This is a genomic window from Sphingomonas sp. NPDC092440 (assembly GCF_044754985.1).
Taxonomy (GTDB): Bacteria; Pseudomonadota; Alphaproteobacteria; order Sphingomonadales; family Sphingomonadaceae; genus Sphingomonas.
Window position 1 is genome coordinate 120,610 of record NZ_JBIVQA010000004.1, and the last position, 25,757, is coordinate 146,366.

A 25,757-nucleotide genomic window follows, 5' to 3' on the forward strand; every position below is an offset into this window, starting at 1 on the left:
GGCCATGACCAAGACCGCCCGCATCTTCCAGAAGCCCAAGAACGCCATGCAGTCGGGCCGCGCGCGCACCGATCGCTGGATCCTCGAGTTCGAGCCGGTCCGCCAGCAACAGGCCGATCCGCTCACCGGCTGGGCCGGCGGCGACGCCACCGCCACCCAGCTCCGCATGAGCTTCCCGACGCTCGAAGCCGCCACCGGCTATGCCGAGCGCGAGGGCCTTGCCTTCCACGTGGTCGCCGCCCCGGAGCGCAAGCTCAAGCTCCAGGCCTATGCGGACAATTTCCGCTGATCGGATAGCGGTGACCTAGCCTTGGCGCCGCCCCGGGCTTGTTCCCGGCTTCATGGCCGGCCTTCGGCGCCAGAGTTACGACCCGATTGGCAAACCCTTGATCCCCGCCTGCGCGGGGATGACGGGTTTGTTGATTGGGCCCTTGTCCCGGCGCCTCTTCGCTCGGGACCAGTCTCTCCGCCGAACCTCGGCACCAGGCTAGGTAACCGGCCTGGATCAATCCCCCAGCAGCGCGCCCGAAAGCAGCAGCAACAGCTTCACGTCGATCGCCAGCCCCTCGGCGCGCTTGGCGGCGACGAACGCGGCGATCTCCGCGCGCGGCACGCGGTGGACGATGATGTCCTCATCCTCAAGGCCGCCGCCTTCGCCCACCTTGGTCAGCCCCGTGGCGCGCACCAGCGTGAAGCTCTCGCTGACCAGCCCGGGCGAGGATTGATATTCGCCCAGATCCTCCACGGCTGCGCAGTCATAGCCGGTCTCCTCGATCAGCTCGCGCCGCGCGGCGTCGAAGGGCGAATCCCCCTCCCGCCCCGCCTCGTCGCCGATCAGGCCGGCCGGCAGCTCCAGGCAGCGCTTGCCGAGCGGCACGCGATATTGATCGACGAGCAGGACATGGTCGTCCGCGTCGATCGCGACGATCACCGCCGCGCGGATGCCACGGGCACGCGAGACATATTCCCACTTTCCCCGCCGCTTGGCCGTGATCCATTTGCCCTGCCACGCGACTTCCTCGGGCGCATCGCTCACAGTTCGATCACTCGGTCGGGCAGCTCGTTCACATCGTCCGCGCTTCGGGGGAAATGCTCGGCCAGGACCAGGCCGATCTGGCGCACCGCCTCGGCCATGCCCTCGCCCGCGCGATCCTCCCTGAGGCCGCCGACCAGCGCCGCCATCGCCGCGCCCCACACATCGGCGGTAACCTTCGAATGGATCCCCTCATCGGCCAGGATCACGGCACGATGCTCGGCCAGGCTCAGATAGACGAGCACGCCGGTGGATCCACGGGTGCGCTTCTCCGCCGCGGCACGGAACAGCTCCAGCGCGCGGCGGTGGACGCGGCGGGTCTTGGTCGCGCCCGGCGTGAGGAACAGGCGCAGCCCGTCGAGCGCGAGTGCCACTCGCGCGACGAGGAAGGTCGCCGCCATCAGCACCAGCGCGATGGTGAGATACCAGCGCGCCGGCACCACTTGCGCCCAGCTGTCGATGAAGCGGCTGTGCAGCCACTCCGCCGGCCAGGGCTGCCAGGCGAGCAGCGCGAGGACGAGCAGCATCGCCAGCACCGCCCAGTGCAGCGCGACGTCGTGATAGGCATCGGAACGCCCGGCAACGACCGTGACGATCTCGCCATTGGTGGTCAGCTCGGCCGCCGTGACGGCCGCGGTGACGGCCTCGCGGTCCTGATCGGTCAATCGCATCTCACCAGCTCCCCGAGGCGCCGCCGCCCCCGAACGATCCGCCGCCGCCCGAGAAGCCGCCGCCCCCGCCGCCGCCTCCCCAGCCGTCGCTGCCCCCGCCGCCCCAGCCGCTGCCGCCGCCGCGGCTGGCCTCGCGGCCGATCTCGTTGGCGATCGACCAGAGGATGATCGGCAGCGCGCCGCCATCGCCGCGATAGGGCCGGTCCCAGGGCCCGCGCCGCCGGCGCCGGCCGAAAATGCCGAGCATCGGCAGGATCACGAAGACCAGGATGATGCCCCAGAAGATCAGGCCGACGGGAAAGCCGCCGCCGCCATGGCCCTGCTGGCGCTTCTGGGTGACCTGGGCCTGTTGCTGCTGCGCGCGCTGCTCGGCAACTTCGAGCGGCAGCTTCATCTGCGCGCCGATCGCCTGCGCGCCCGCCACGATGCCGCCGGCCATGTCGCCGGCCTTGAACCTGGGGACGATCGTCTCGTTGATGATCTGGCCCGACAGGCCGTCGGTCATGATCGGCTCGAGCCCATAGCCCACTTCGATCCGCACCTTGCGCTGGTTCGGCGCGACGAGGAGGATGATGCCGTTGTTCGCGTCCTTCTGGCCGATCCCCCAGGCACGGCCGAGCGCATAGCCATAGTCCTGGATCTCATAGCCCTGGAGGTCCGGGATGGTCGCGACGACCAGCTGGCGCGACGAGGCCTTCTCCACGTCCTCCGAAAGCTGGGTCAGCTGGGTGACCTGTTCGGGCGAGAGCAGATGCGCATCATCGACCACTCGGCCGGTGAGCTTGGGGAAATTGGGCTGCGCCTGGGCCGAGAGCGGCACCAGGACGAGCAGGAACGCGAGCAGGCTACGCAACAATGTCATTGGGTGATCTCGCGAATGATGGCCTCGCTGCCGGCAGCGATGCCTTCGGGGTATTTGCCTTCCTTGAAGCGCGGCAGGATCTCGTTGCGGATGATCTCGCCCGCCTCCTCGTCGCGCAGCGCCTTTTCGAGGCCATGGCCGACTTCGATCCGGACCTTGCGCTCGTTGGGCGCCACGATCAGCAGCACGCCGTCGTTGAAGCATTTGCGGCCGATGCCCCAGGTGCGGCCGAGGTTCACCCCGTAATCGGCGATGTCGTGGCCGCCCAGGCTCTTCACCGTCACCACCACGAACTGGTGCTTCGACTGTTTCTCGACATCGACCAGCCGGTTCGAGAGCCTGCGCCGCTCGCTGACCGACAACAGGCCCGCGGCATCGACCACGCGGCCGGTCAGCGCCGGGAAAACATAGCCGGCCGGGGTGGGGCCGGGCTTCTCAACTGCGTTCGCCACGGGCGCTGCCGTCGCCGCCGGAGGGGTACATCCGGCGGAAACGGACTGCGCGTTCTGCGCTACGGGCTTGCAGGCCGCGAGCGCGCCGCAGAGGAGGAGCGCCCTCAGGATCAGTTGCTGTTCCCGAAGCTGACCTCGGGCATCTTCTCCGCGCCGGCCTGGGCCTGGAACGGAACGATCGGCTTGGCGCCATAGAAGATCTTGGCGCCGATCGCGTCGGGGAAGGTGCGGATGCGGGTGTTATAGGCCTGCACCGCCGCGTTATAGTCGCGCACCGAGATGGTGATGCGGTTGTTGCTGCCCTCGATCTGATCCATCAGCGTCCTGAAGGTCTGCTGGCTCTGGAGCTGGGGATAGGCCTCGACGGTGGCGAGCAGGCGGCCGAGCGAGCCGCTCAGCTGCTGCTGCGCCGCCTGGAAGGCCTGGACCTTGGCCGGATCGGTGAGATCGTTCGCCGAGACCTGCACCGAAGTCGCCTTGGCGCGCGCCTCGACCACGTCGGTCAGGATCTTGCCTTCGGACGCGGCGGCACCCTTCACCGTGTTGACCAGCGCAGGGATGGTATCGGCGCGGCGCTGATAGGCGGCCTGCACATCGGCCCATTTCGCCTTCGCATTCTCTTCCGCGGTGGGCACGCTGTTGAGCCCGCAGGCCGAGAGCAGGGCGGCGCCGGCAAGGGCGAGAACGGCACGAAACTTCATCACGTCATGATCCTCCGGATCTGGTTCGGAGTGTCTTATACCGTGGCCACACCGGGGTTCGAAAGCGAAATCGGACAGTCGGCATTTGCGAACGGCCCGCATCCGTGCATCATGCCGGGGATGCCGCACCTCGGCGGCAGGAGACGGGAGCCGAAGGGATGTTCAAGGAATTCAAGGCGTTCGTTTCGCGCGGCAATGTGATCGACCTTGCGGTGGCGGTCATCATCGGCGCTGCCTTCAGCAAGATCGTCAGCTCGCTCACCGACGATCTGCTGATGCCGCTGATCGGCAAGATCTTTGGCGGGCTCGATTTCTCCAGCTATTTCATCGCGCTGGGCCCGATCCCCGCCAGCCTGGCCGGATCGACCGACTATGCCGCGCTGAAAAAGGCCGGCGTGCCGCTGTTCGGCTATGGCGCGTTCGTCACCGCGGCGGTCAATTTCCTGATCGTTGCCTTCATCATCTTCCTGCTGGTGCGTGCGGTGAACCGCATGCTCCCCAAGCCGGAGGAAGCCGCGGCCGCCGAACCGGCCGACGTGACGCTGCTGCGCGAGATCCGCGACGAGCTGAAGAAGAAGAAGAACGCGGCCTAGGCGGCGGCAAGGTCTTCCGCGACGGCATCGGCCAGGCTGGTGCCGTCGAGGATGCGTGCCGTCTCGTCGCGCACGCGCGCCATGGCGTGGCGGATCGCACAGCTCGCTTCGTCCTTGCAGTCGTTGCAGGGGCGATAGGCGGTGCGGCTGACACAGGGGACCAGCGCCAGCGGCCCCTCGATCACCCGGATGATCTCGCCCAGCGAGATGAGGTGCGTCGGCCGCGCCAGGCGATAGCCGCCGGCCTTGCCGCGCGTCGAGAGGAGGAAGCCCGCCTCGCGCAGGTCGGCGAGGATCAGCTCGAGGAACTTGCGCGGCACGTTCGCCTCGGCGGCGATGCGGTTCATCGGCGTGGGCGCGCCCGCGGCGGGCTGTCCGGCAAGGAAAAGCATCGCGCGCAGCGCATAGCGGGAACGCTGGGTCAACATGATGCAGCCTCCATGCCAATTGTTTGCGGCACTGTGAAGGCCTTAGGAAATGCAGCCTGACCTTTTCATTAATCGCCGAGCCCCTATATAGGGGCTGCCGGCTTCGGTCGGCTATGGGGATAAACGACGGCGTGCAATAGGCGCAGCGGACCCGGGGGCGGTACCCGGCGGCTCCACCACCAGCTACCTGCCAAGGCAGTTGATGACGGGGCCGAACTAGGATCGACGTGTGTTGAAAAGCGCTGACTATCTCTCGGCTTGGGCCACCGCGACGGTCTGAAACACAAGTGCCAACGATAACGAAGCACTCGCTATTGCGGCGTAACCCCACGGCCTAACGGCCCAAGGTTACTCTAAAATGCGCGGTTGGACCGCACCGGGCAACAGAAGCGGAATCCAGCGGTACGGGGGACACCGGGCAACAGAAGTCCCCCACTCCTCTTCCATTTTCCCGGACGACTCCAAGGCGGAGCCGGAGCCGCGACCTCCCGAAGGACCGCGCGCAGCCGCGACCGGCGCCCCAGTGCGGAGCACCGGCCGCCACCCTCAGCCCTCCGCCTTCAAGGACGCCATGTCGATGACGAAGCGATATTTCACGTCGCTCTTCGTCATGCGCGCATAGGCCGTCTCGATATCCTGCATCCGGATCATCTCGATATCGGCGGTGATGCCGCGCTCGGCACAGAAATCGAGCATCTCCTGCGTCTCGACCCTGCCGCCGATCGGCGAGCCGGCGATGGCGCGGCGATTGAGCAGCAGGTTGAAGATATCCGGCGAAGGGTGCGGATGCTCCGGCGCGCCGACCAGCGTCATCGTGCCGTCGCGGCGGAGCAGCACCAGGAACGCATTGAGGTCGTGCGCCACGGCAACGGTGTTCAGGATGAAGTCGAAGCTGTTGGCATGCGCCGCCATCGCCTCGGGATCGCGCGAGACCACGACTTCGTGCGCGCCCAGCTTCCTCGCATCCTCGACCTTGTCGGGCGAAGTGGTGAAGGCGACGACATGCGCGCCCATCGCCGCGGCGAGCTTGATGCCCATATGGCCAAGGCCGCCGATGCCGACCACGCCGACCTTCTTGCCCGGCCCCGCCTTCCAGTGGCGCAGCGGCGAATAGGTGGTGATGCCCGCGCACAGCAGCGGCGCGACCGCGGCCAGGTCCTTCTCGTCATGGCGGATGCGTGCGACGAAGACGTCCTTGACGACGATATGGTCCGAATAGCCGCCAAAGGTGTGGCCGCCGAGCACCTTGTCCTCGCCATTATAGGTGCCGACGAAACCGGTGGTCTCGCAGAACTGCTCCTCGCCGGCATGGCAGGACGGGCAATGGCCGCAGCTGTCGACCATGCAGCCAACGCCGACCAGGTCGCCCACCGCGAAGCCCGTGACGTCGCCGCCCACCGCCGTCACCCGGCCGACGATCTCATGGCCCGGAACCGAGGGATAGAGCGTGCCGCCCCATTCGCCGCGCACGGTGTGCAGGTCCGAATGGCAGACACCGCAATAGAGGATGTCGATCGAGACGTCGTCGGGCAGCAGGTCGCGGCGCGCGAAGCTGAAGGGGGCGAGCGGCGTGCTCGCCGACTGGGCGGCATAGGCCTTGGCTGGGCTGGGCATGATGGTCCTCGGTTGGTCTTGGGGGGAAGGAAATCGGGGTCAGAGCGTGTAGCCCGGTGGCTTGAACAGCAGCGCGGGCCGGGCGGCGATCTCGCGGCGATAGAATTGCGGCCAGTCGTCCATCGGCACGTCCTCGATCGCGACCGAGACGCTCTCCGCCGGCGATCCGATCGCGGCCGTCACGGCGGCGGCGAGCGCATCGGCCAGGCGCCGCTTCTCGGCATCGGAGCGCCCGGCGGCGAGGTGGAGCATGACGTGCGGCATCAGCGCCCCCGGGCCGGGCCGGCGAGATAGTCGGCGTCGGTCACATGCTCCATCCAGGTGACCATCCTGCCGTCCAGCGCCTCCTGGATGGCGATATGCGTCATCGCGGTGGTGGGGCTGGCACCGTGCCAGTGGCGATGGCCGGGCGGGCACCAGATCACATCGCCCGGACGGATCTCGACGATCGCCTCGCCCTCGCACTGGGTCCAGCCCAGCCCCGAAGTGACGATCAGCGTCTGGCCAAGCGGATGGCTGTGCCAGGCGGTGCGCGCGCCGGGCTCGAAAGTGACGCTCGCCACGCCATAGCGCGGCTCCGGCGCGATGGTGAGGGGGTCGATCCGCACCGATCCGGTGAACCATTCGGCGGGGCCCTTCTGCGAAGGCTGGGAGCCGCTGCGATTGAGCTTCATGGTGGGTTTCTCCTGGTAAAGGGACTGGGCGCTCGCCGGCCCGGCCATGAGGGCGAGCGCGGCGAGCGCCAGCGCCGGCCTCACCGGCCGACGACTTGCATCAGCGGAGCGGGATAGCGCTCGCCCTCGATACCGATCTCGGCGAGCGCGGCGGCGATGCCGGCAAGGTCCCCGGCAGTGAGCGCCACCGTGGCGGCGCCCAGATTCTCCTCGAGCCGGTGCAGCTTGGTGGTGCCGGGGATCGGCACGATCCAGGGGCGCTGCGCCAGGATCCAGGCCAGCGCGACCTGGGCCGGAGTCGCCCGCTTCTCCGCGGCGATGCGCTGGAGCAGGTCGACCAGCGCCTGGTTCTTCGCCATCGCGTCGGGCGTGAAGCGCGGCAGCTTGCTGCGGAAATCGCCATCGCCGAACGCGGTGTCCGCCTGCATCGCGCCGGTGAGGAAGCCGCGGCCGAGCGGGCTGTAGGGCACCAGGCCGATGCCCAGTTCCTCGCAGACCGCGAAGATGCCGTTGGTCTCCACGCCGCGCGTCCACAGCGAATATTCGTTCTGGATCGCAGTGACGGGCTGCACGGCGTGCGCGCGGCGCACCGTTTCGGCGCCCGGCTCGGACAGGCCGAAATGCTTGACCTTCCCTTGCGCGATCAGCTCCTTCACCGCGCCGGCAACTTCCTCGATCGCTACATCGGGATCGACGCGGTGCTGGTAGAACAGGTCGATCTGCTCGATGCCGAGCCGCTGGAGCGAAGCCTCGGCAACCGCGCGGATATGCTCGGGCCGGCTGTTCAGGCCCGGCTGCTGCACGCCGCCCGCGATGTTGAAGCCGAACTTGGTGGCGATCACCACCCGGTCACGCACCGGGCGCAGCGCTTCGCCGACCAGGCCTTCATTGGTGAAGGGGCCATAGACTTCGGCAGTGTCGAAGAACGTGACGCCGCGATCGACGGCGGCGCGCAGCAGGGCGCTGCTCTCCGCCGCGCTCAGCTTGCTGCCATAGGCGAAATCCAGCCCCATGCAGCCATAGCCGATCGCCGAGACTTCGAGGCCGTTGCCGAGAATGCGCTTCTGCATGTCTTGTCTTCCTGAGATGGGGTCACCCCTTGCCCGGCAGAGATAGGGCGGATCGCCCCGCCGATTAGGGGCTGTAATCTGAACGGGTTTATGAGAAATTCTCAGCAATGAACCGTCAGGATCTCGCCGATCTCGCTGCCTTCGTCGCCGTGGCGCGCGAGCGCAGCTTCACCCGCGCGGCAGCGCAGCTGGGCGTGACGCCGTCGGCGCTCAGCCACTGCATGCGCGGGCTTGAGGAGCGGCTGGGCGTGCGGCTGCTCAACCGCACCACGCGCAGCGTCACCGCCACCGAGGCCGGCGAGCGGATGCTGCGCTCCGTCGCCTTCCATCTCGACGAGATCGAGACGCATGTCGCGGCGCTCAACGACCTGCGCGAGCGGCCCGCCGGCAATATCCGCATCACCGCCGACGAATTCTCGCTCCAGACCGTGCTCTGGCCCCGGCTGCGCGGCGCGCTCGCCCGCTATCCGGACATCCGGCTGGAGATCGAGACCGACTATCGGCTGGTCGACATCGTCGCCGAGAAATTCGACGCCGGCGTGCGGCTGGGCGACATCATCGACAAGGACATGATCGCGGTGCCGATCAGCCCGGAAATGCGGATGCTGGTGGTGGCAACACCCGGCTATTTCGCCAAGGCCGGCCGCCCGCGCACCCCGCAGGAACTGGCCGGCCATTGCTGCATCAACCTGCGCCTGCCCACCCTGCGCGGCCTCTATGCCTGGGAGTTCGAGCGGGCCGGGCGGGCGCAGCGGGTGCGGGTGGACGGGCAGCTGACCTTCAACAGCATCTTCCATATCCGCGAGGCGGCACTGGACGGGTTCGGGCTCGCCTATCTGATGGAGAACCTGGTCCGCGAGCATCTCGACAGCGGCGCGCTGGAGGCAGTGCTCGAAGACTGGTCGCCGCCCTTTTCCGGCTATCATCTCTATTATCCGAGCCGGCGCCAGCCGACCCCGGCCTTCGCCGCGATCGTGGAGGCGCTACGCTACCGGCCCGGCCGCGAGGACCAAGCCTAGGGCACGGCCAGCCGGGCGAGCGCGCCGCCCGGCCGTGGCACCATCTCGAACCGGCCGCCGAGCTGGCCGGCCAGCGCAGCGGCGATGTGGAGGCCCAGGCTGGCGTGGCGGGTGATGTCGAAGCCAGGGGGGAGCCCCTGCCCGTCATCCTCGATCTCGATCGCGAAGCCCGGCTCGCGGCGCAGGCAGCGGATCACGATCCGCCCCCCTTCCCGCCCGCCAAAGCCGTGCTCGATCGCATTGGCCACCGCTTCGGCGACGATCAACGCCACCGGCACCGCGGCGTCCGGCGCGAGCTCGAGCGCATCGGGATCCTCGATCGTCAGCCCGACCGGCTTGCCGGCCGCCGCGATCACGTCCTCGGCCAGCGGTGCGAGCAGACCGCGCACACCCCGCGCCCCGCCGTCGGAGCGATAGAGCTGGCGGCTGATCCGCCCGATCGTCCCGACGCGGCGCGCGGCCTCGTCGAGCGCGGCCTGGGCGGCGGGGTCGCCGACATGGCGCTTCTGCAGCGCGAGCAGGCCGGCGGCGACCTGGAGATTGTTCGAGACGCGGTGCTGCAGCTCGTGGAACAGCAAGGTGCGCGTCTCGGCCAGCCGATGGTTGCGCTCGCGCTGCGCGATCAGCCCATGCGTCACCGTCTGCATCCAGTGGAACAGCAGCAGGACCAGCGTGCCGGCGGAAAGATAGAGGAAGATCGACGGCGCGACGCCCGGCAACGGCGCGTCGTGGAGCGGGTCCTTGATGAAGAACACCCAGCCAAGGATCCCGCCCAGCACCGCCGCGAGCAAGCCGGGCCGCACCCCGAACAGAAAGGCAGTGACGATCACGCCGGGCAGGAAAGTGGCATAGGGCAGGCCGGGCGGCAGCATGTTCCCGATCGCCAGGCGGATCAGCAGCGCGATCCCGGTGATCGCCAGGGTCAGGCCGATCTGGAGCCAGGGCCGGTCCGCGAGAAGCGGCAGCTTCTCCGGCCAGCGAACCTCTCCATCGACCTGGGTCATCGCTCTTCTCCTGCCGCTCCGGTGATAGCACAGGCCTCGGCCCGACATGCTGATCCGCGGCAAGGCGATGCGGGTATTTCCCGGCTACTCTTTGGAAATAACAGGAAAAAGGGGCATCCGTCGCCGGATGCCCCCGGTTTCCGGGCTTTCCGATCAGAAGCGGATGCCGACGCCACCCGCGACCTGGCGGCGCTGCAGGTTGACGCTGTAGAATCGGCCATAATCGGCATAGCTGGCATCGAGGAAGGCATAGGTCTTCTTGCCGAGGCCGACTTCGACGCCGACCGAGCCCTGAATGCCGCTCTTGCTCTCCGATTCGGAGATGCCGCCCGACTTGCCCTTGAACGTGATGCTGGCATAGCCGGCCTTCACATAGAGCAGCGACTTGGTGCCGACGACGAAGCCGAGCCGGCCGCCGACGCTGAGATTGCCGGTCTCTTCGAGGCAGACGCCGCCGCCGCACAGCGAAACGCTCGACAACTCGTAATTGGCATAGGGGCCGACCACGACCTTGTTGCCGGCGCGGATGTCGACGCCGATCTCGCCGCCATAGGAAACGGCGCTGCCGATCTTCCACACGCCGCCGCTGCCGTCGCTGATCGTCGGCGTCTCATAGCCGAGGCGGGCCTCGATGCGCGGGCCGGCAAAGTCATGGGCCGGCTCGGCCCGGTCCTGGGCAAAGGCCGAAACGGGCGCGAGCAGGAGCGTGGCAGCCGCAGCCGCGAAAAGCTTGTTCATGGATTCCCCCTTTTAGAAGCGTAAGATAACGCAAATACGCACCACCCCATTGCTGGAACGGGACGGTCGGCGGGGAATAGAAACGACCCCTTTCCGGGTCCAGTGGATTTTCCGTGGATTTGACCCGAAACGGAAAAGGGGCCCGGTTACCCGGACCCCTTCGCCATTTCTGCGGATTTACCCGCGGACGATCAGTCGTCGCCGCCGGTGAGGAACGCCGGCAGGCCGATATTCTCGCCGCCTTCGTCCTTCGATTCCGAACGCTCGCGGCGCGGGCCGCGGTCGCCACGATCGCCACGCGGGCCCCGGTCGCGATCGCCGCCCTCGCGGCGCGGACCACGATCGCCGCCACGGCCGCCGTCACGACGGCGGTCGCCACGATCACCGCGGTCACCCCGATCGCCGCGCGGTTCGCGCGGCTCGCGGGCCGGGCGGGTGTCTTCCAGCTCTTCGCCGGTCTCCTGGTCGACGACACGCATCGACAGGCGGACCTTGCCGCGCGGATCGATCTCGAGGACCTTGACCTTGACTTCCTGGCCTTCGCTCAGGGCGTCCGAGACCTTCTCGACGCGCTCGTTCTTGATCTCCGAGACGTGGACGAGGCCGTCCTTGCCGCCCATGAAGTTCACGAACGCGCCGAAATCGACCAGGTTGACCACCTTGCCGGTGTAGATCTTGCCGACCTCGGCTTCCTCGACGATGCCGAGGATCCAGTTCTTGGCGGCCTCGATCTGCGTCAGGTCCGACGAGGAGATCTTGATCACGCCCTCGTCGTCGATGTCGACCTTGGCGCCGGTGGTGGCGACGATCTCGCGGATCACCTTGCCGCCGGTGCCGATGACGTCGCGGATCTTGGTCTTGTCGATCGTGATCGTCTCGATGCGCGGCGCGTGCGCCGACAGTTCGGAGCGAGCCTCGCCCAGCGCCTTGTTCATTTCGCCCAGGATATGGGCGCGGCCGTCCTTGGCCTGGGCCAGGGCCGCCTCGAAGATCTCCTTGGTGATGCCGGCGATCTTGATGTCCATCTGCATCGTGGTGATGCCTTCGGACGTGCCCGCCACCTTGAAGTCCATATCGCCCAGGTGATCCTCGTCACCCAGGATGTCCGACAGGATCGCGAAATCCTTGCCCTCGAGGATCAGGCCCATGGCGATGCCCGAGACCGGGCGCTTGATCGGCACGCCGGCGTCCATCATCGCGAGGCTGCCGCCGCAGACCGAGGCCATCGACGACGAGCCGTTCGACTCGGTGATGTCGCTGGTCAGGCGGATCGTGTAGGGGAATTCCTCCTTCGACGGCAGCACCGGGTGCAGCGCGCGCCACGCCAGCTTGCCATGGCCGACTTCGCGGCGGCCCGGGGCGCCGAAGCGGCCCACTTCGCCGACCGAATAGGGCGGGAAGTTATAGTGCAGCATGAAGTTCTGGTACGAGAGACCGCCCAGGCCGTCGATCATCTGCTCGGCGTCCTTGGTGCCGAGGGTGCAGGTGGCGATCGTCTGGGTCTCGCCGCGGGTGAACAGCGCCGAGCCGTGCGCACGCGGGAGGAAGTGCGTCTCCGCCACGATCGGGCGGATCTGCGTGGTGGTGCGGCCGTCGATGCGCTTGCCGTCCTTCAGGATGGCGGTGCGGACGATCTCGGCTTCCAGCTTCTTGGTCAGCTTGATGCCGGCCATGACTTCCTGAGGCGACAGGCCGTCCTCGGCGAACTGCGCCTTGGCCTTCGCGCGCGCCTCGTTCAGCGCGTTCGAGCGGGCCGACTTGTCGGTCAGCTTGTAGGCGGCGGCGATGTCCTTGCCGATCAGCTTCTTGATCTTGTCCTTGAGCTTGGCGTTGTCGTCCTGCGACGCCATTTCCCAAGGCTCCTTGGCCGACTGCTCGGCCAGCTTGATGATCGCCTTGATCACTTCGCGGCAGGCATCGTGCGCGAACAGCACGGCGCCGAGCATGATCTCTTCCGAAAGCTCCTTGGCTTCCGATTCGACCATCATCACCGCGTCATAGGTGGCGGCGACGACCAGATCGAGCTCGCCGGCGGCGACCTGCTCGTCGGTCGGGTTCAGGATATACGCGCCATCGACATAGCCGACGCGGGCGGCGCCGATCGGGCCCATGAAGGGCACGCCCGAGATGGTGAGCGCGGCGGACGCGGCAACCATCGACAGGATGTCCGGCTCGTTCTCGCCGTCATAGCTCAGCACCTGAGCGATGGCGTTGATCTCGTTGTAGAAACCTTCCGGGAACAGCGGGCGGATCGGGCGGTCGATGAGACGCGAGACCAGGGTCTCCTTCTCGGTGGCGCCGCGCTCGCGCTTGAAGAAGCCGCCCGGGATGCGCCCGGCGGCCGAGAATTTTTCCTGATAATGGACGGTCAGCGGGAAGAAGTCCTGGCCTTCCTTCACGCTCTTCGCGGCCGTGACCGCGCAGAGCACCACCGTCTCGCCGAGGGTCGCCATCACGGCGCCGTCGGCCTGGCGGGCAACCTTGCCCGTTTCGAGAGTCAGCGTCTTGCCGCCCCACTCGATCGATACAGTCTTCTTGTCGAACATGTGTTTTCCTTCACTCCCGCTACCCGATGCAGCGGGGGCCTATGAGTTGAGCCATACGTGGCTCCAGGATCGGCCGGATTGCCGATCCCCGTCGTGCCTCCGGTGCGGAGGCGGTTCGGCACGGTAGCGTGCCCGAATGACAAAAAGGCGACCCGAGGGCCGCCTTTTCGGTTACTTGCGAAGCCCGAGCTTCGCGATGAGATCGGTGTAGCGGCTCTCGTCCTTCTTCTTCAGATAGTCGAGCAGGCTACGGCGCTTGTTGACCAGCATGAGCAGGCCGCGGCGCGAGTGATTGTCCTTGGCGTGCGTCTTGAAGTGCTCGGTGAGGTTCGAGATGCGCTCCGAGAGGATCGCGATCTGCACTTCGGGGCTGCCGGTATCGGTGCCGCCGCGGGCGTGTTCCTTGATGAGCGCTTCCTTGCGCTCGGCAGTGATCGACATAGTCTTTCCTTCGACATCGCTTACAGGTTGAAGCCGCGAACGACCCGGACGAAACCGGACTGAGCCTCCACCAGCGCGATGGGCACATCGCCCGATTGCGCGAAATATTGGCCGTCTTCAGCAGCGATCCCGGCCAGAACCTGCCCCTGTCGGAGCAGCCCTGCCTGGTCGGGAGCGAGAGATAGAGCCGGGATGTCGTCCAGCCCCGCCCTCAATGGCAGGAGGAGGTGTTCAAGGGTGCGCGCCATACCGGCTTCTGCCAGTTTGTCCAGCGAAATCGCGTGATCGAGCGTGAACGGCCCGGCCTTCACCCGGCGGAGCATCGTGACATGGCCCACCGTGCCCAGCGCCAGGGCGATGTCGCGTGCGAGGCTGCGGATATAGGTGCCCTTGGAGACATGGGCGCACAGGGTGATTGTTTCCACTTCCTCCTCCGCACCCCTTTCGTCATCCCGGCTTTCGCCCGGATGACGGATCCGGAGATCGTGGATCACCACGTTGCGGCTGGCCAGCGTCACTTCTTCCCCGGCCCGGGCCAGGTCATAGGCGCGCTCGCCATCGACCTTGAGCGCCGAATAGGCTGGCGGCACCTGTTCGATCGGGCCGGTGAAGCGCGGCAGCACCGCTTCGATCCCGGCACGCGACGGGCGCACCGCCGACGTGGCGGCCGCCTCGCCCTCCAGATCGAGCGTGTCGGTCTGCACCCCGAAGCCGATGGTGAAATCATACACCTTGTCGCTGTCGAGCATCCGCCCCGCCAGCTTGGTCGCCTCGCCGATCGCCACCGGCAGCACCCCGGTCGCCAGCGGATCGAGCGTGCCGCCATGGCCGACCTTGAACTTGCCGTACTTGCCGTCGCGCAGCGCGCGCTTGACGGCGCTCACGCCCTGAGTGGAGCCGAGGCCCAGGGGTTTGTCGAGGATGATCCAGCCATGCATCCGGCGGCCCCTAGCCGAGGCCGGCCGCCGGAGCCAGCGTCAGGCGCCCTTGGCCTTGCCGGCCTTCGCCGCCTTGGCCGGCGGCGGGCCGCTATGGACGATATCGTCGATCCTGCACCGCTCGCGCCCGGCGATGATCGTGTCGCCGCGATCGATCTGGAAGCCGCCGGCAAAGGTCTTGAAGCCCACGCCGATCGCCCAGGGCAGCTCGTTGCAGCGGCCGAAGAAGCTCACATAATACCAGTTGCGCCGGGCATCCTGAATATAGACGCCATCGCCATCGTCGGTGGATTCGAAGGTGCGGATGTCGTTCCGGGTCATGAACGGGATCGTCGCCGGCTCGCCCGATTTGGGCCCGGGCGTGGGACCGGCCTGCTGCGCCGAGGCAGCGGAGGTGACGAACAGCGCCGGCAGCGCCAGCGCGAGGACGGTCTTGCGGAACATGGCTCGTCTCCTTTCGAAGACCATGTGGAACACTCCTGCCCTGCGGCTTAGCATAGTCAGGCTGTACGCTGCATGAAGTGGCGCCGGCACAGCGCGACATAGCGCTCATTGCCGCCCACCTCGCGCTGCTCGCCCTGCCGCACGGCATTGCCCGCGCCATCGACGCGCAGGTTCATCGTCGCCTTGCGCCCGCATTCGCACACCGACTTGATCTCGACCAGCGAGTCGGCGAGCGCGAGCAGTTCGGCCGAGCCGGGGAAGAGCCGGCCCTGGAAATCGGTGCGCAGGCCGTAGCAGAGCACCGGGATGCCCACCTCGTCGGCGAGATGGGCGAGCTGGCGGACCTGGGCGGGCGAGAGGAACTGCGCCTCGTCGACCAGGATGCAGGCAAGCGGCGATTCGTAATGCGCGTCCTCGGCGATGCGGCGCAGGTCGGTCGCTTCCTCGAACGGGATCGCATTGGCGCTGATGCCCAGCCGCGAATCGATCACGCCCTTGCCGCCCCGGTCATGGATGCCGGCCGTGAACAGCAAGGTGCGCATGCCGCGCTCGCGATAGTTGAAATCGGCCTGGAGCAGCGTGGTCGATTTGCCCGCATTCATCGAGGCATAGTAGAAATAGAGCTTGGCCATCTTATGCAAGAATCTCGACGGAGACGGATGCTGCTTCTCCGACCTTCCGAGCAACGCCCTTGTCGAAAGTGGCGAATTTATCAGCCACGTCCTCCGACATGATCAGGTGCATCGCGTCTGCCCAATCCGCGCCCGACCTGTATTGCTCAATGGCCCAGTGCAGGCGATCCGAACCTTGGGTCCGTATCGTTTCGATCGAGAGAAGGACGGTCATTGCGTCAGCCACGACCGAACGCGCCAGCTTCAATCGCTTGTGGAGCAACCAGCCCAGTTCCAGCCAAACAGTCGGCGTGACCCAGACTGGTTCCGCCAGAACAGCGCTGGCGATCCTGTGCTGCGGCACATCGTCGGCCAGGATGAAACGCGCCAGCACATTGGTATCGACGGACCTCATGCGTCGTCCGCAATCTCGGATGACCACCCCAAATCCTCGACGGCAACCGGCGGTCCCGCATGCTTGTAGATTGTGCGAAGCTGCCGAACGGCCTGCTCGACCGTTAGCGATGCTTGCCGCTCCTGACGGCGCGTGAGGTAAATTCCGCTCGATGTCTCGATGACTTCGAGATCGGCCCCAGCAGCCCAGCCAAGCCGATCCCGTATGGATTTGGGAACAACCACCTGACCCTTGTCGGACATGCGAGTGTGCGCGTTCATGGCGGTAAGATGCGTCTTACCGGCGCGGGAGTCAATCGCCCTCACCATCCTCGCCCAGGTCGCGCGCCACCTTGGGATCGCGCAGCAGCTTGTCGATATGGCTGCCCTCGTCGAAGCTCTCGTCCGCCAGGAACTTGAGCCTGGCCGCATATTTCATCTTCACCCTGTGCGCGACCTCGCGCTGGAGATAGGCGGTGTTGGTGCGCAGCGCCTTGATCACCACTTCCTCGTCCTTGCCGAGCAGCGGCTTCACGAACACGGTGGCATGGCGCAGATCGGGCGACATCCGCACTTCGGTGATCGAGACCATGTGGCTGGCCAGCGTCTCGTCGTGCACCTCGCCGCGCTGCAGGATCTCGCTCAGCACATGGCGCACCTGCTCGCCGACGCGCAGCAGGCGGACGGAACGCTCTTCGGTGGTGGTCTGCGTCTTCATTTCTCACCCCGGCGCGCCATCGCGCCTTCCATCACGCGGCCCGTGAAGGTGCCGCGGGCGACCATGTTGCCGCCTTCGTCGAACAATTCGGCCTCGGTGACCGCGATCGTCTTGCCCAGGCTCACCACGCGCCCCTTCCCCGTGAAGCGGCCGGGCCGGGCGGGCTTGAGGCACACCACATGGAAATCGATCGTCGGCGCATAGACCCGCCCCTCGCTCGCCGCGAACAGGCAGGGGCCCTGCGTGTCGTCGAGCATCGCTGCCAGGAACCCACCCTGCACCGTGCCCGCCGGATTGAGGAACCGGCCGTCGATCGCGAAGCCGATCTCGATCGTCCACGCCGCCGCGTCGAACCCCTTCATCTCCCAGCCGAGCAGCCGGGCGGAGGAAGGCGACGGGAAATCGTCGAAGATCGAAGCCATCTATTCTCCACCTCTTCTCCCTCTCCCCTTGTGGGAGAGGGAGGGAGCCGACGAAGTCGGCGGAAGGGTGAGGGGGAATGGGGTGAGGATCAAGTCCCCCTCACCCTTCCCACGCCTTCGGCGCGGGCCCCTTCCCTCTCCCACAAGGGGAGAGGGAGATTCTTACAGCGTGCGCTCGCGCATCTCGACTTCGAAGGTCTCGAGATAGTCGCCCGCCTTGATGTCGGTGAAGTTCTGGCTGAACGTCACGCCGCATTCCAGGCCCGCGCGCACTTCGGCCACATCGTCCTTGAACCTGCGCAGCGAGGCGATCTCGCCCTGGTAGATGATGACATCGTCCCGGGTGATGCGCGCCTTGAGCGCCTTGCGGATCGCGCCTTCGGTAACGAGCAGACCGGCGGCCTTCCCGTGCTTGCCCGCCGAGAAGACTTCCTTGATCTCGGCGCGGCCGACGACGGTTTCGAAGGCTTCCGGACCAAGCTGGCCGGCCATGCCCGCGCGGATCTCGTCGGTCAGGTCGTAGATCACGTCATAATATTTGAACGCGACCTTGTTGCGCTCGGCGATCTCGCGCGCCTTGGCGTTCGGGCGGACGTTGAAGCCGATGATCGGCGCACCGGCGGCGCCGGCGAGCGTCACGTCGCTTTCGGTGATGCCGCCCACGCCGGCATGGAGAACGCGGGCCTTGATGTCGTCGGTGCTGATCTTGTTGATCGCCGCGACGATCGCCTCGACCGTGCCCTGGGTATCCGCCTTGACGACCAGCGGATATTCCATCGCCTGCTTTTCCTTGAGCGCCGAGAACATGCTCTCGAGGCTGGCCGGCGCCTGGGTGGTCCGCTTCTGGAGCGCGACGCCCTGGCGATATTCGGCGACTTCGCGCGCGCGCGCCTCGTTCTCGACGACCTGGAGCGGATCGCCCGCCATCGGCACGCCGGAGAGCCCCAGGATCTCGACCGGAACCGACGGGCCGGCTTCCTTGACCTGCTGGCCCTTGTCGTTGACCAGCGCGCGGACCTTGCCGCTCTCGGCGCCGACCACGAAGACGTCGCCGACCTTCAGGGTACCACGATTGACCAGGACGGTGGCGACCGGGCCGCGGCCCTTGTCGAGCTTGGCCTCGATCACGGTGCCCTCGGCCTCGCGGTCCGGATTGGCCTTGAGGTCGAGCAGTTCGGCCTGGATCTGGATCTTGGCGATCAGGTCGTCGAGGCCGATCTTCTTGAGCGCGGAGACTTCGACGTCCTGCGTCTCGCCGCCCATTTCCTCGACGATCACTTCATGCTCGAGCAGGCGCTCGCGCACGCGCTGCGGATTGGCGCTGTCGAGGTCGACCTTGTTGATCGCCACGATCATCGGCACGCCGGCCGCCTTGGTGTGGTTGATCGCCTCGATCGTCTGCGGCATCAGCCCGTCGTTCGCAGCGACCACCAGCACGACGATGTCGGTGATGTCGGCACCGCGAGCGCGCATCTGCGTGAACGCCTCATGGCCCGGCGTGTCGAGGAAAGTGATCTTCGACTTGTCCTTCAGCGTGACCTGATAGGCGCCCATATGCTGGGTGATGCCGCCGGCCTCGCCCTTCACCACGTCGGTGCCGCGCAGGGCGTCGAGCAGCGAAGTCTTGCCGTGATCGACGTGACCCATGATCGTCACCACCGGCGCGCGCGGCTGCAGCGTGTCCTCGGCATCGGCCTCGGACACGTCCAGATCGACGTCGCTCTCGCTGACGCGCTGCAGGTTGTGGCCGAATTCGGTGACGAGCAGCTCGGCGGTGTCCTGGTCGATCGTCTGGTTGACGGTGACCGGCATGCCCATCTTGAACAGCGCCTTCACTAGGTCGGCCCCCTTTTCGGCCATCCGGTTGGCGAGCTCCTGCACGGTAATCGCCTCGGGGACGACCACGTCGCGGACCTGCTTCTCGCGCGGCGCCGACGAACCGCCATAGGAACGACGATGCTCCTTCTCGCGGGCGCGCTTCAGCGCGGCGAGCGAGCGGGCACGGGCGCCGTCCTCGCCGCCCAGGGCGCGATTGACGGTGAGCTTGCCCGACTGGCGGCGATCGTCGCCCTTGCGGTCGCGCTGCTGCGGACGCGCGGGCTCGGGGCCGCGGCGCACCGGCGCGCCGCCCGTGGGGGCGGGGCGCGATGCGGGCGCATTATTGCCGCCGCCGGCCGGGCGCGCGGCCTGGGTCGGCGCCGGAGCGGCAGCCTCGGGCTTCGGCTCGGGCTTGGGCTGCGGCTTGGGAATCTCGGGGCGCTGCACCGGGGTGAACAGGCGCGGGGCCGGACGGCTCGGATCGAGCTGCAGCGCGACCGGAGCCGGGGGCGGCGCCGGCGTCGGCGCGGGCGCGGGCTTGGGGGCCGGGGCCGGGGTCGGCGCCGGCGCGGCGACGGGGGCCGGAGCGGCCTCGACGGCCTTCTCGACCTTGGGCTCGGGGGCCGGCGGCGCCTTGGCGGCTTCCGCCTCGGCCCGGGCCTTTTCCTCGATGCGGCGGGCCTCGGCTTCGGCAGCCTCGGCGCGCTCGCGCTCCTCGCGGCGGCGTGCTTCCTCGTTCGCCTGCATGCGCTGGTCTTCCGCCTCGCGCAGCATTCGGGCCTGGCGCTCCTGCGCCGTCTCGTTCGACGGGCGCGGCGGGGGCGCAACGGGGCGCGGCGGCGCGGGCGGTGCCGGCGGCGCAGCGGGCGCGGCGACGGGCTCGGGCGCGGCCTGCGCCTCGTCCTGCGGAGTGCCGTGCGGGCCCAGGACACGGCGGCGCTTCACTTCCACGACCACGGTGTTCGAGCGGCCATGGCTGAAGCTCTGCTTCACCTTGCCCGTCTCGACCGTGCGCTTCAGCCCCAGCGGTGCGCGCATGCCCAGTTTCGGCTTATCGTTATCGGTGTCGCTCATGCGCCTGCCTAAAGTCCTTCAGTCTGTCGTTCGTCTTCGGACGCTTCCGACGGAAGCGCCGATGCGCCTTGCGAAGCGGTTTCGCAAGGGCGAGGGGTGGAATCGGATCCGATAAAGCGCAGCCACCGATCGAGCGCTTCGCTCGTCCGCGCAGCCGCTTTGGCGTCGGTCAGGCCCGCATGTACCACATTTTCGCGGCCAAGCGCCAAGGACAATATGGTGCGCGGGATCGGCAATGTTAAGCCCTGCAGGCCGCTGCCTTCGCGATCGCTGCCCACGCGCCAGGCCTGGGCGAGCTTGCGCGCGCCGTCCTCGCCGGCATCGCCGGCATGGAGCAGCAGGTGGAGCCTGCCGCCACGCGCGGCTTCCTGGATGCGGTCGCCGCCGATCGCGACATGCCCGGCCTTGAACTCCAGGCCCAGCCGGTCGAGCGCGTTGCGCCGGAGCTGCTCCTCGATCCGCGCGCCCAGATCCTCGGGAATGCGCAGCTCGGCGCCCTTGAAGGCGCGGGCGAGCACGCCCTTCAGCTTCTTGCCCGAAGCTTCGAGTTCCGCGCGGGTCACGCCGATCCAGGCGCCGCGGCCCGGCGCCTTGGCGCGGACATCGGGCAGCACTTCGCCATCGGGCGAGAGCGCGAGTCGGATCAGCCCGTCGCGCGGAGCCTCCTCCCGCGACAATATGCAGGTGCGCACGGGATCGCTCCCCTCCCGCGCCGCGGAAGGAGTGGTCGCCTTGGCAGTTAGCCGTGCCGTGTCATTGTGAGGGTTCCGCATGCGCGTCTCCCTGCACCGGCGCGTCGCGGTCGGCGATCAGCCGCCCGCCCGCGCCGTAATTCTCCAAGCTCAGCTCGGTGATGTTGACCTGCACGGCACCCGCCGGCTTGCCCAGGCGCGCGACCATGGAGGCCGTGACATCGGCGACGATGCCAGCCTTCTGCTCGCGAGTGGCCGGGCCGGCCAAGCGGATGTCGATGAAGGGCATCAGGCCTCGTCCTCCGCCGGCGCGACCGCCGCGGCATCGTCCTCGGCGAACCAGTGCGCGCGCGCCGCCATGATGATCTCGTTGCCCTGCTCGTCGCTGAGCCCGTACTCGGCGAGGATCCCGCCCTTGTCGGCCTCGCGCTTCGGCGCGTCCTCGTTGCGGCGGCGCGGCTCGGCGCGCTTCTTCTGCACCAGCTCGTCGGTGGCGAGGTCCGCCAGATCGTCGAGCGTCTTGATGCCCGCCTTGCCCAGCGTGACCAGCATCGCCTCGGTCATGTACGGCATGGTGGCGAGATCGTCCTCGACGCCCAGCGCACGGCGCTCGGCGCGGTTGGCTTCCTCGCGGCGCTCCAGCGCTTCCTGCGCTCGGCTCTGCAGCTCCTGGCCGAGCTCCTCGTCGAAGCCCTCGATCGAAGCGATCTCGTCGAGCTCGACATAGGCGACTTCTTCCAGGCTGCTGAAGCCTTCGGCAACCAGCAGCTGGGCCAGCGTCTCGTCGACGTCGAGCTCGTTCTGGAACATCTCGCTGTTCGCGACGAACTCGGCCTGGCGCTTCTCGCTGGCGTCGGTCTCGGTGAGGATGTCGATCGCCTTGGCGGTCAGCTGCGAGGCCAGGCGCACATTCTGGCCGCGGCGGCCGATGGCGAGGCTGAGCTGATCGTCGGGGACGACGACTTCGATGCGGTCCTCTTCCTCGTCGATCACGACGCGGCTGACATTGGCCGGCTGCAGCGCGTTGACGACGAAGGTCGCGGTGTCGGGCGACCAGGGGATGATGTCGATCTTCTCGCCCTGCATCTCCTGCACGACGGCCTGGACGCGCGAGCCCTTCATGCCGACGCAGGCGCCGACCGGATCGATCGAGCTGTCGTGGCTGATCACGCCGATCTTGGCGCGCGAGCCCGGATCGCGGGCGGCGGCCTTGATCTCGATGATGCCGTCGTAGATCTCGGGCACTTCCTGCGCGAACAGCTTCTTCATGAACTCGGGGTGCGCGCGGCTCAGGAAGATCTGCGGGCCACGGTTCTCGCGGCGGACGTTGAGGATGATCGAACGGACGCGGTCGCCGACGCGAACCACTTCGCGCGGGATCTGCTGGTCGCGGCGGATCACGCCCTCGGCGCGGCCCAGATCGACCACGACGTGACCGAACTCGACGCGCTTCACCACGCCGGTGATGATCTCGTTCTGGCGGTCCTTGAACTCTTCATACTGGCGCTCGCGCTCGGCGTCGCGGACCTTCTGGAAGATGATCTGCTTCGAGGCCTGGGCCTGGATGCGGCCGAACTCGATCGGGGGCAGCGGATCGACGATATAGTCGCCGATCACGGCGCCCTTCTGCAGCTTCTGCGCCTGGTTGACGTCGACCTGCTTGAAATAGTCGTCCACCAGCTCGACCACCTCGACGACGCGCCACAGGCGCAGGTCGCCGGTGTTCGGGTCGAGCTTCGCGCGGATGTCGTTCTCCACGCCGTAGCGGTTCTTCGCGGCGCGCTGGATCGCGTCTTCCATCGCCTCGATGACGATGGCCTTGTCGATCAGCTTTTCCTTCGCGACCGAATCGGCGATGGCAAGCAGCTCGGCCTTGTTGGCGGAAATGGCGGTGGCCATCAGTTGTCTTCCTCTGCTTCGTATTCTTCGGCGCCCTCGACAGAGAGCGGCACGGTTGCGGCAATGAGCTTGTCGGTCATCAGCAGCTTGGCATCGGCGATGGCGCCGAACGGCACGCTGACCATTTTGTACTTGCGGACGTCGATCGAGATCATGTCACCCTCGGCGCCGATCAGGTCGCCGGTGAGCTGCTTGCGCCCGTCCTCGAGCGGCTCGACCAGGTTGAGGCGCGCCTCATGGCCCTTCCAGTCCTCGAAATCCTGCGCGCGGGTCAGCGGGCGGTCGATGCCGGGCGAGCTGACTTCCAGGCGATAGGCGTAATCGAACGGATCCTTGCCCTGCTCCTCCAGCGCGTCGAACACATCCGAGATGCGGCGCGACAGGTCGGCGCAATCGTCGATGGTGAGCTGGCGGGTGTCGGGGCGCTCGGCCATCACCTGCAGCGTCGGGTCGCTGGTCCCGCCGAACATCTTGACGCGCACCAGCGCGAGCCCGAGCGCCTTTGCTTCGGGTTCGATCAGCTTGGTGAGGTCGGCAATATTCGCCACGCGGCACTCCGGAATTGGTCAAGCAGCTTCGGCGCCGGAGCCCTGCGGGCCCCGACCTCGGCATGTTTGACGATGTCGAGAAAGCACAGGCGATATACGCACTCGGCGCAGCGGCGGCAAGAGCAATCGGATTCGAGCGCGAGGCCCGCCCCGCATGGCCCATGGTTCGTAAACTTTGCCGCGCCGTCCGGGTAGATCGGCCAACCCTAAACCGGGCCGCTCCCCAACCGGGCCGGCCCACTGGGCCAGCCCTCAACTGGGCCAGCCCTCAACTGGGATTGTGCGCGTCGAGGAACCTGCCCACTCGCGTCAGGAAGTCGGTCGAATGCACCGGGTCGGCGAAGCCGTGCCCTTCCTTGGGATAGACGACATATTCATGCGCCCGCCCCAGCTTCTGCAGCGCCTCGTGCAGGCGGCGCGACTGGTAGAGCGGCACATTGTCGTCGTCCTCGCCATGCGCGAGCAGGATCGGCACGCGCATCCGCTCGACCTGCTTCAGGGGCGAGACGGTATCGAGCTCGAAATGCCTGTCGCCCTGCACCCGGGTGCGCCAGTCGCGAAAATAACGAGTCGCCGCCATCGTGCGGCTGTCGTAGCGCAGCATCGAGGCGACGTCGGAGACCCCGGCGAAGCTGATCGCGCAACGATAGGTCTCGGGATTGCGCACCGCCGCCCACATCGCCGCATAGCCGCCGAACGACGCACCCATGATGCAGACGCGCCTGGGATCGACCACGCCCTTGGCGGCCAGCCATTTCACGCCGTCGTCGATATCGTCCTGCATGCCGCGGCCCCATTGGCCGATGCCCTTGGCGACGAAATCGCGGCCGAAGCCGGTCGAGCCGCGGAAATTGGGCTGGAGCACCACATAGCCCTTGCTCGCCAGGAACTGGGCCCAGGCGTCATAGCCCCAGCTGTCGCGCGCGAAGGGGCCGCCATGCGGCATGACGACCATCGGCAGGTTCTTGTCGCCGCGGCCCGGCGGCATCGTCAGATAGGCGCGCAGCTCGAGCCCGTCGCGCGCCCGGTAGCGGACCGGCTCCATCGCGGCGAGCCGCTTCCCGACCAGGCTCTCATAGGGCGCGGCGAACGCGTCCATGTGCCGGGTCCGGCGATCATAGACGTAATAGGCGCCGGGATCGTCGGACGAGGCGCTCCAGATCAGCAGCTGCATCTTGTCGCGGCTCGACGAGACGACGCGGTTGAGATGGCCGGGCACCGCGCGGTCGAGCCTGGCCTGGAGCCCCTGCATCTCGGGGTCGAACCAGGTGACCCCGGGGCGCTCCTCGTCATAGAAGACGCCGCGCACCTTGCCGTCCAGGCCGAGGTCGAAATCGTCGATGTCGACCTGCGGATTCTCGTAGATCCGCTCGCCCAGCGCTTCCTTGCCGAAATCATAGCGATACAGGCCGAAACGACCGCTCTCGCCCGCCGCCACCGCATAGCCCTGGGCACTGCCGGGTGCCAGGGTGAAGCTGTCGATCCGGGTGTCGCCGGCGCCGGTGCCGATGTCGCGGCGCTGGCTGCGCCGGAAGTCCTCGCCGTCCCTGTCGCGATAATAGGTCCAGTAGCGCCCGTCGCGCGTGCCCATGCCGACCCGCACCACGCCGTCCGAATCGGCATACCAGTCCCACACATCCTCGCGCGCGCTGACGATCTTGGTCGACTTGCCGGTGCCGAGATCGACCCGATAGACCGATGGCCATTCATAGATGCTCGGCTGGGTGTTGAGCAGCAGATACTGCCCGTCCCGATCGACATGGACGACATTGTCGCCGTCCACCCCCTGCTCGCGCGGGCCGACGAAGCTCTGCTTGCCGGTATCGAGGTCGAGCAGCACGATCCGGGTCATGCGGCTGTCTTCGCCGAGCACGTTCGCCATCGTGCTCAGGCTGACGAGGACGCGCCGGCTGCCCGCCCAGCGGATCCATTCGATGCGATGCTTGTCGGGAATCGGAATCGGCCGGACCTTGCGCCCCGCGATGGCCGTGTCGAAGATCAGCGCCACCGCCTTGCCCTTGATCAGCCCCTTGGCGGCGATGAGCTTCCCGTCGGGCGCGATCACCGGCGCGCCGATCGCCGGCAGCGCCCCGAAATCGGCGGCGGTCGGCACGGCGGGATCGGGATCGGGATCGGGAGCCACCATCCCCGCCGTCCCCGTCGCGATGCCGGCGAGCGCCATCGCACAGGCGAGCGCCATCCCCCGCAAGAGCTTGTCCCGCATGCTTCCCCCTTCTGCCTTCCCCGTGCCAGCTTCACTTGGCAGGCGCCCGGGATGCAAGCAGAATTGGCACCGGAGGCCACGCCCGGAGCCGCTACGGTTTTCGAAGCGTTGGCGCCGCGACAACGGAAGA

30 protein-coding genes and 1 other RNA gene are annotated in these 25,757 nt (G+C 67.4%); 4 read left to right on the top strand and 27 right to left on the bottom strand.

Features of this window, described 5'->3' with window-relative positions:
• The first annotated feature begins 4 nt into the window (after window positions 1–4).
• Window positions 5–289, top strand: a complete 285-nt coding sequence (locus ACIQCS_RS08280) for an NADH dehydrogenase ubiquinone Fe-S protein 4 (protein ID WP_280277746.1) — start codon at window positions 5–7, stop codon at window positions 287–289.
• Window positions 290–505: 216 nt separating this feature from the next.
• Here the strand turns inward: ACIQCS_RS08280 and ACIQCS_RS08285 are convergent, their stop codons facing one another.
• The 5 genes from ACIQCS_RS08285 to ACIQCS_RS08305 form a co-directional block, all read right to left on the bottom strand.
• A complete protein-coding gene (locus tag ACIQCS_RS08285; RefSeq protein WP_345849704.1) occupies window positions 506–1,036 on the bottom strand; it encodes an NUDIX hydrolase in 531 nt (176 codons plus the stop codon).
• Window positions 1,033–1,704, bottom strand: coding sequence for a hypothetical protein (locus ACIQCS_RS08290; protein WP_345849703.1), 672 nt, complete (start codon window positions 1,702–1,704; stop codon window positions 1,033–1,035). The genes ACIQCS_RS08285 and ACIQCS_RS08290 overlap by 4 nt, the downstream gene beginning before the upstream one ends.
• A gap of 1 nt (window position 1,705) precedes the next feature.
• Window positions 1,706–2,566 carry a TPM domain-containing protein gene (locus ACIQCS_RS08295; protein ID WP_345849702.1) on the bottom strand — a complete coding sequence of 287 codons (861 nt, stop codon included), beginning with the start codon at window positions 2,564–2,566 and terminating at the stop codon, window positions 1,706–1,708.
• A complete protein-coding gene (locus ACIQCS_RS08300; protein ID WP_345849701.1) occupies window positions 2,563–3,018 on the bottom strand; it encodes a TPM domain-containing protein in 456 nt (151 codons plus the stop codon). Before ACIQCS_RS08300 ends, ACIQCS_RS08295 begins: the two co-directional genes overlap by 4 nt.
• A gap of 110 nt (window positions 3,019–3,128) precedes the next feature.
• Window positions 3,129–3,719, bottom strand: coding sequence for a LemA family protein (locus tag ACIQCS_RS08305; RefSeq protein WP_345849700.1), 591 nt, complete (start codon window positions 3,717–3,719; stop codon window positions 3,129–3,131).
• A gap of 158 nt (window positions 3,720–3,877) precedes the next feature.
• Here ACIQCS_RS08305 and mscL point away from each other — a divergent pair, with 158 nt between their 5' ends.
• On the top strand, window positions 3,878–4,312 hold the full coding sequence (mscL, locus tag ACIQCS_RS08310; RefSeq protein ID WP_345849699.1) for a large conductance mechanosensitive channel protein MscL: 435 nt from the start codon (window positions 3,878–3,880) through the stop codon (window positions 4,310–4,312).
• Here the strand turns inward: mscL and ACIQCS_RS08315 are convergent.
• On the bottom strand, window positions 4,309–4,740 hold the full coding sequence (locus ACIQCS_RS08315) for an Rrf2 family transcriptional regulator (protein ID WP_280277736.1): 432 nt from the start codon (window positions 4,738–4,740) through the stop codon (window positions 4,309–4,311). The two genes, mscL and ACIQCS_RS08315, sit on opposite strands and share 4 nt — an antisense overlap.
• A gap of 58 nt (window positions 4,741–4,798) precedes the next feature.
• On the opposite strand from ACIQCS_RS08315, the gene ssrA reads away from it, so the two are divergent.
• Window positions 4,799–5,177, top strand: a transfer-messenger RNA (tmRNA) gene (gene ssrA / locus ACIQCS_RS08320).
• Window positions 5,178–5,286: 109 nt separating this feature from the next.
• Here ssrA and ACIQCS_RS08325 read toward each other — a convergent pair.
• The 4 genes from ACIQCS_RS08325 to ACIQCS_RS08340 all read right to left on the bottom strand — a co-directional run bounded on the left by ACIQCS_RS08325 (window position 5,287) and on the right by ACIQCS_RS08340 (window position 8,098).
• Window positions 5,287–6,354, bottom strand: coding sequence for an NAD(P)-dependent alcohol dehydrogenase (locus tag ACIQCS_RS08325; protein WP_345849698.1), 1,068 nt, complete (start codon window positions 6,352–6,354; stop codon window positions 5,287–5,289).
• A gap of 39 nt (window positions 6,355–6,393) precedes the next feature.
• Entirely contained in the window at window positions 6,394–6,618 is a 225-nt protein-coding gene (locus ACIQCS_RS08330; RefSeq protein ID WP_345849697.1) for a tautomerase family protein, read from the bottom strand.
• Window positions 6,618–7,028 carry a cupin domain-containing protein gene (locus ACIQCS_RS08335; RefSeq protein ID WP_401530572.1) on the bottom strand — a complete coding sequence of 137 codons (411 nt, stop codon included), beginning with the start codon at window positions 7,026–7,028 and terminating at the stop codon, window positions 6,618–6,620. Before ACIQCS_RS08335 ends, ACIQCS_RS08330 begins: the two co-directional genes overlap by 1 nt.
• 80 nt (window positions 7,029–7,108) lie before the next feature.
• Window positions 7,109–8,098 (bottom strand): aldo/keto reductase, encoded by a 990-nt coding sequence (locus ACIQCS_RS08340; protein WP_345849695.1) that lies wholly within the window; start codon window positions 8,096–8,098, stop codon window positions 7,109–7,111.
• A 107-nt stretch (window positions 8,099–8,205) separates the two neighbouring features.
• Here ACIQCS_RS08340 and ACIQCS_RS08345 point away from each other — a divergent pair, with 107 nt between their 5' ends.
• A complete protein-coding gene (locus ACIQCS_RS08345) occupies window positions 8,206–9,117 on the top strand; it encodes a LysR family transcriptional regulator (RefSeq protein WP_345849694.1) in 912 nt (303 codons plus the stop codon).
• Here the strand turns inward: ACIQCS_RS08345 and ACIQCS_RS08350 are convergent.
• The 17 genes from ACIQCS_RS08350 to ACIQCS_RS08430 form a co-directional block, all read right to left on the bottom strand.
• Window positions 9,114–10,121 (bottom strand): histidine kinase dimerization/phosphoacceptor domain -containing protein, encoded by a 1,008-nt coding sequence (locus tag ACIQCS_RS08350; RefSeq protein WP_345849693.1) that lies wholly within the window; start codon window positions 10,119–10,121, stop codon window positions 9,114–9,116. The two genes, ACIQCS_RS08345 and ACIQCS_RS08350, sit on opposite strands and share 4 nt — an antisense overlap.
• 153 nt (window positions 10,122–10,274) lie before the next feature.
• Window positions 10,275–10,859 carry an outer membrane beta-barrel protein gene (locus tag ACIQCS_RS08355; RefSeq protein ID WP_345849692.1) on the bottom strand — a complete coding sequence of 195 codons (585 nt, stop codon included), beginning with the start codon at window positions 10,857–10,859 and terminating at the stop codon, window positions 10,275–10,277.
• Window positions 10,860–11,050: 191 nt separating this feature from the next.
• A complete protein-coding gene (gene pnp / locus ACIQCS_RS08360) occupies window positions 11,051–13,405 on the bottom strand; it encodes a polyribonucleotide nucleotidyltransferase (protein ID WP_345849691.1) in 2,355 nt (784 codons plus the stop codon).
• A 171-nt stretch (window positions 13,406–13,576) separates the two neighbouring features.
• The gene (gene rpsO, locus ACIQCS_RS08365; protein WP_086127986.1) at window positions 13,577–13,846 is read right to left on the bottom strand and encodes a 30S ribosomal protein S15; all 270 of its coding nucleotides are present in this window, start codon (window positions 13,844–13,846) and stop codon (window positions 13,577–13,579) included.
• Window positions 13,847–13,866: 20 nt separating this feature from the next.
• Window positions 13,867–14,784: a tRNA pseudouridine(55) synthase TruB gene (gene truB / locus ACIQCS_RS08370; protein WP_345849690.1), complete on the bottom strand. Its 918-nt coding sequence runs from the start codon at window positions 14,782–14,784 to the stop codon at window positions 13,867–13,869.
• 39 nt (window positions 14,785–14,823) lie between these two features.
• Window positions 14,824–15,228 (bottom strand): DUF6491 family protein, encoded by a 405-nt coding sequence (locus tag ACIQCS_RS08375; RefSeq protein ID WP_280277724.1) that lies wholly within the window; start codon window positions 15,226–15,228, stop codon window positions 14,824–14,826.
• Between the two features lie 56 nt (window positions 15,229–15,284).
• On the bottom strand, window positions 15,285–15,860 hold the full coding sequence (locus tag ACIQCS_RS08380; RefSeq protein ID WP_345849689.1) for a thymidine kinase: 576 nt from the start codon (window positions 15,858–15,860) through the stop codon (window positions 15,285–15,287).
• Window position 15,861: 1 nt separating this feature from the next.
• Window positions 15,862–16,254, bottom strand: a complete 393-nt coding sequence (locus ACIQCS_RS08385; RefSeq protein WP_345849688.1) for a type II toxin-antitoxin system VapC family toxin — start codon at window positions 16,252–16,254, stop codon at window positions 15,862–15,864.
• Complete coding sequence (locus tag ACIQCS_RS08390; RefSeq protein WP_401530577.1) at window positions 16,251–16,496, bottom strand: AbrB/MazE/SpoVT family DNA-binding domain-containing protein; 246 nt, start codon at window positions 16,494–16,496, stop codon at window positions 16,251–16,253. The genes ACIQCS_RS08385 and ACIQCS_RS08390 overlap by 4 nt, the downstream gene beginning before the upstream one ends.
• Before the next feature lie 49 nt (window positions 16,497–16,545).
• A complete protein-coding gene (gene rbfA / locus ACIQCS_RS08395; RefSeq protein ID WP_280277719.1) occupies window positions 16,546–16,950 on the bottom strand; it encodes a 30S ribosome-binding factor RbfA in 405 nt (134 codons plus the stop codon).
• On the bottom strand, window positions 16,947–17,372 hold the full coding sequence (locus tag ACIQCS_RS08400; RefSeq protein ID WP_345849686.1) for a PaaI family thioesterase: 426 nt from the start codon (window positions 17,370–17,372) through the stop codon (window positions 16,947–16,949). The genes rbfA and ACIQCS_RS08400 overlap by 4 nt, the downstream gene beginning before the upstream one ends.
• A 162-nt stretch (window positions 17,373–17,534) precedes the next feature.
• Entirely contained in the window at window positions 17,535–20,264 is a 2,730-nt protein-coding gene (gene infB / locus ACIQCS_RS08405; protein ID WP_345849685.1) for a translation initiation factor IF-2, read from the bottom strand.
• Window positions 20,265–20,272: 8 nt separating this feature from the next.
• Window positions 20,273–21,037, bottom strand: coding sequence for a DUF448 domain-containing protein (locus ACIQCS_RS08410; protein ID WP_345849684.1), 765 nt, complete (start codon window positions 21,035–21,037; stop codon window positions 20,273–20,275).
• Window positions 21,018–21,245: a 4-oxalocrotonate tautomerase family protein gene (locus ACIQCS_RS08415; RefSeq protein ID WP_345849683.1), complete on the bottom strand. Its 228-nt coding sequence runs from the start codon at window positions 21,243–21,245 to the stop codon at window positions 21,018–21,020. Before ACIQCS_RS08415 ends, ACIQCS_RS08410 begins: the two co-directional genes overlap by 20 nt.
• Entirely contained in the window at window positions 21,245–22,855 is a 1,611-nt protein-coding gene (nusA, locus tag ACIQCS_RS08420) for a transcription termination factor NusA (protein ID WP_345849682.1), read from the bottom strand. Before nusA ends, ACIQCS_RS08415 begins: the two co-directional genes overlap by 1 nt.
• Window positions 22,855–23,403, bottom strand: coding sequence for a ribosome maturation protein RimP (rimP, locus tag ACIQCS_RS08425; RefSeq protein ID WP_345849681.1), 549 nt, complete (start codon window positions 23,401–23,403; stop codon window positions 22,855–22,857). Before rimP ends, nusA begins: the two co-directional genes overlap by 1 nt.
• Before the next feature lie 268 nt (window positions 23,404–23,671).
• Window positions 23,672–25,627, bottom strand: coding sequence for a S9 family peptidase (locus ACIQCS_RS08430; RefSeq protein WP_345849680.1), 1,956 nt, complete (start codon window positions 25,625–25,627; stop codon window positions 23,672–23,674).
• Between the last annotated feature and the right edge of the window lie 130 nt (window positions 25,628–25,757).

Excerpts from the sequence above, each read along its gene's own strand:
- ACIQCS_RS08380 (WP_345849689.1), bottom strand. The coding sequence starts at position 15,860 with ATGGCCAAGCTCTATTTCTACTATGCCTCGATGAATGCGGGCAAATCG.
- ACIQCS_RS08325 (WP_345849698.1), bottom strand. The coding sequence starts at position 6,354 with ATGCCCAGCCCAGCCAAGGCCTATGCCGCCCAGTCGGCGAGCACGCCG.
- ACIQCS_RS08415 (WP_345849683.1), bottom strand. The coding sequence starts at position 21,245 with ATGCCCTTCATCGACATCCGCTTGGCCGGCCCGGCCACTCGCGAGCAG.
- ACIQCS_RS08385 (WP_345849688.1), bottom strand. The coding sequence starts at position 16,254 with ATGAGGTCCGTCGATACCAATGTGCTGGCGCGTTTCATCCTGGCCGAC.
- nusA (WP_345849682.1), bottom strand. The coding sequence starts at position 22,855 with ATGGCCACCGCCATTTCCGCCAACAAGGCCGAGCTGCTTGCCATCGCC.
- ACIQCS_RS08350 (WP_345849693.1), bottom strand. The coding sequence starts at position 10,121 with ATGACCCAGGTCGATGGAGAGGTTCGCTGGCCGGAGAAGCTGCCGCTT.
- ACIQCS_RS08335 (WP_401530572.1), bottom strand. The coding sequence starts at position 7,028 with ATGAAGCTCAATCGCAGCGGCTCCCAGCCTTCGCAGAAGGGCCCCGCC.
- rbfA (WP_280277719.1), bottom strand. The coding sequence starts at position 16,950 with ATGAAGACGCAGACCACCACCGAAGAGCGTTCCGTCCGCCTGCTGCGC.
- infB (WP_345849685.1), bottom strand. The coding sequence starts at position 20,264 with ATGAGCGACACCGATAACGATAAGCCGAAACTGGGCATGCGCGCACCG.
- mscL (WP_345849699.1), top strand. The coding sequence starts at position 3,878 with ATGTTCAAGGAATTCAAGGCGTTCGTTTCGCGCGGCAATGTGATCGAC.
- truB (WP_345849690.1), bottom strand. The coding sequence starts at position 14,784 with ATGCATGGCTGGATCATCCTCGACAAACCCCTGGGCCTCGGCTCCACT.
- ACIQCS_RS08280 (WP_280277746.1), top strand. The coding sequence starts at position 5 with ATGACCAAGACCGCCCGCATCTTCCAGAAGCCCAAGAACGCCATGCAG.
- ACIQCS_RS08355 (WP_345849692.1), bottom strand. The coding sequence starts at position 10,859 with ATGAACAAGCTTTTCGCGGCTGCGGCTGCCACGCTCCTGCTCGCGCCC.
- ACIQCS_RS08430 (WP_345849680.1), bottom strand. The coding sequence starts at position 25,627 with ATGCGGGACAAGCTCTTGCGGGGGATGGCGCTCGCCTGTGCGATGGCG.
- ACIQCS_RS08340 (WP_345849695.1), bottom strand. The coding sequence starts at position 8,098 with ATGCAGAAGCGCATTCTCGGCAACGGCCTCGAAGTCTCGGCGATCGGC.
- ACIQCS_RS08290 (WP_345849703.1), bottom strand. The coding sequence starts at position 1,704 with ATGCGATTGACCGATCAGGACCGCGAGGCCGTCACCGCGGCCGTCACG.
- ACIQCS_RS08345 (WP_345849694.1), top strand. The coding sequence starts at position 8,206 with ATGAACCGTCAGGATCTCGCCGATCTCGCTGCCTTCGTCGCCGTGGCG.
- ACIQCS_RS08390 (WP_401530577.1), bottom strand. The coding sequence starts at position 16,496 with ATGTCCGACAAGGGTCAGGTGGTTGTTCCCAAATCCATACGGGATCGG.
- ACIQCS_RS08315 (WP_280277736.1), bottom strand. The coding sequence starts at position 4,740 with ATGTTGACCCAGCGTTCCCGCTATGCGCTGCGCGCGATGCTTTTCCTT.
- ACIQCS_RS08410 (WP_345849684.1), bottom strand. The coding sequence starts at position 21,037 with ATGCGGAACCCTCACAATGACACGGCACGGCTAACTGCCAAGGCGACC.
- pnp (WP_345849691.1), bottom strand. The coding sequence starts at position 13,405 with ATGTTCGACAAGAAGACTGTATCGATCGAGTGGGGCGGCAAGACGCTG.
- ACIQCS_RS08330 (WP_345849697.1), bottom strand. The coding sequence starts at position 6,618 with ATGCCGCACGTCATGCTCCACCTCGCCGCCGGGCGCTCCGATGCCGAG.
- rpsO (WP_086127986.1), bottom strand. The coding sequence starts at position 13,846 with ATGTCGATCACTGCCGAGCGCAAGGAAGCGCTCATCAAGGAACACGCC.
- ACIQCS_RS08375 (WP_280277724.1), bottom strand. The coding sequence starts at position 15,228 with ATGTTCCGCAAGACCGTCCTCGCGCTGGCGCTGCCGGCGCTGTTCGTC.
- ACIQCS_RS08305 (WP_345849700.1), bottom strand. The coding sequence starts at position 3,719 with ATGAAGTTTCGTGCCGTTCTCGCCCTTGCCGGCGCCGCCCTGCTCTCG.
- ACIQCS_RS08295 (WP_345849702.1), bottom strand. The coding sequence starts at position 2,566 with ATGACATTGTTGCGTAGCCTGCTCGCGTTCCTGCTCGTCCTGGTGCCG.
- ACIQCS_RS08400 (WP_345849686.1), bottom strand. The coding sequence starts at position 17,372 with ATGGCTTCGATCTTCGACGATTTCCCGTCGCCTTCCTCCGCCCGGCTG.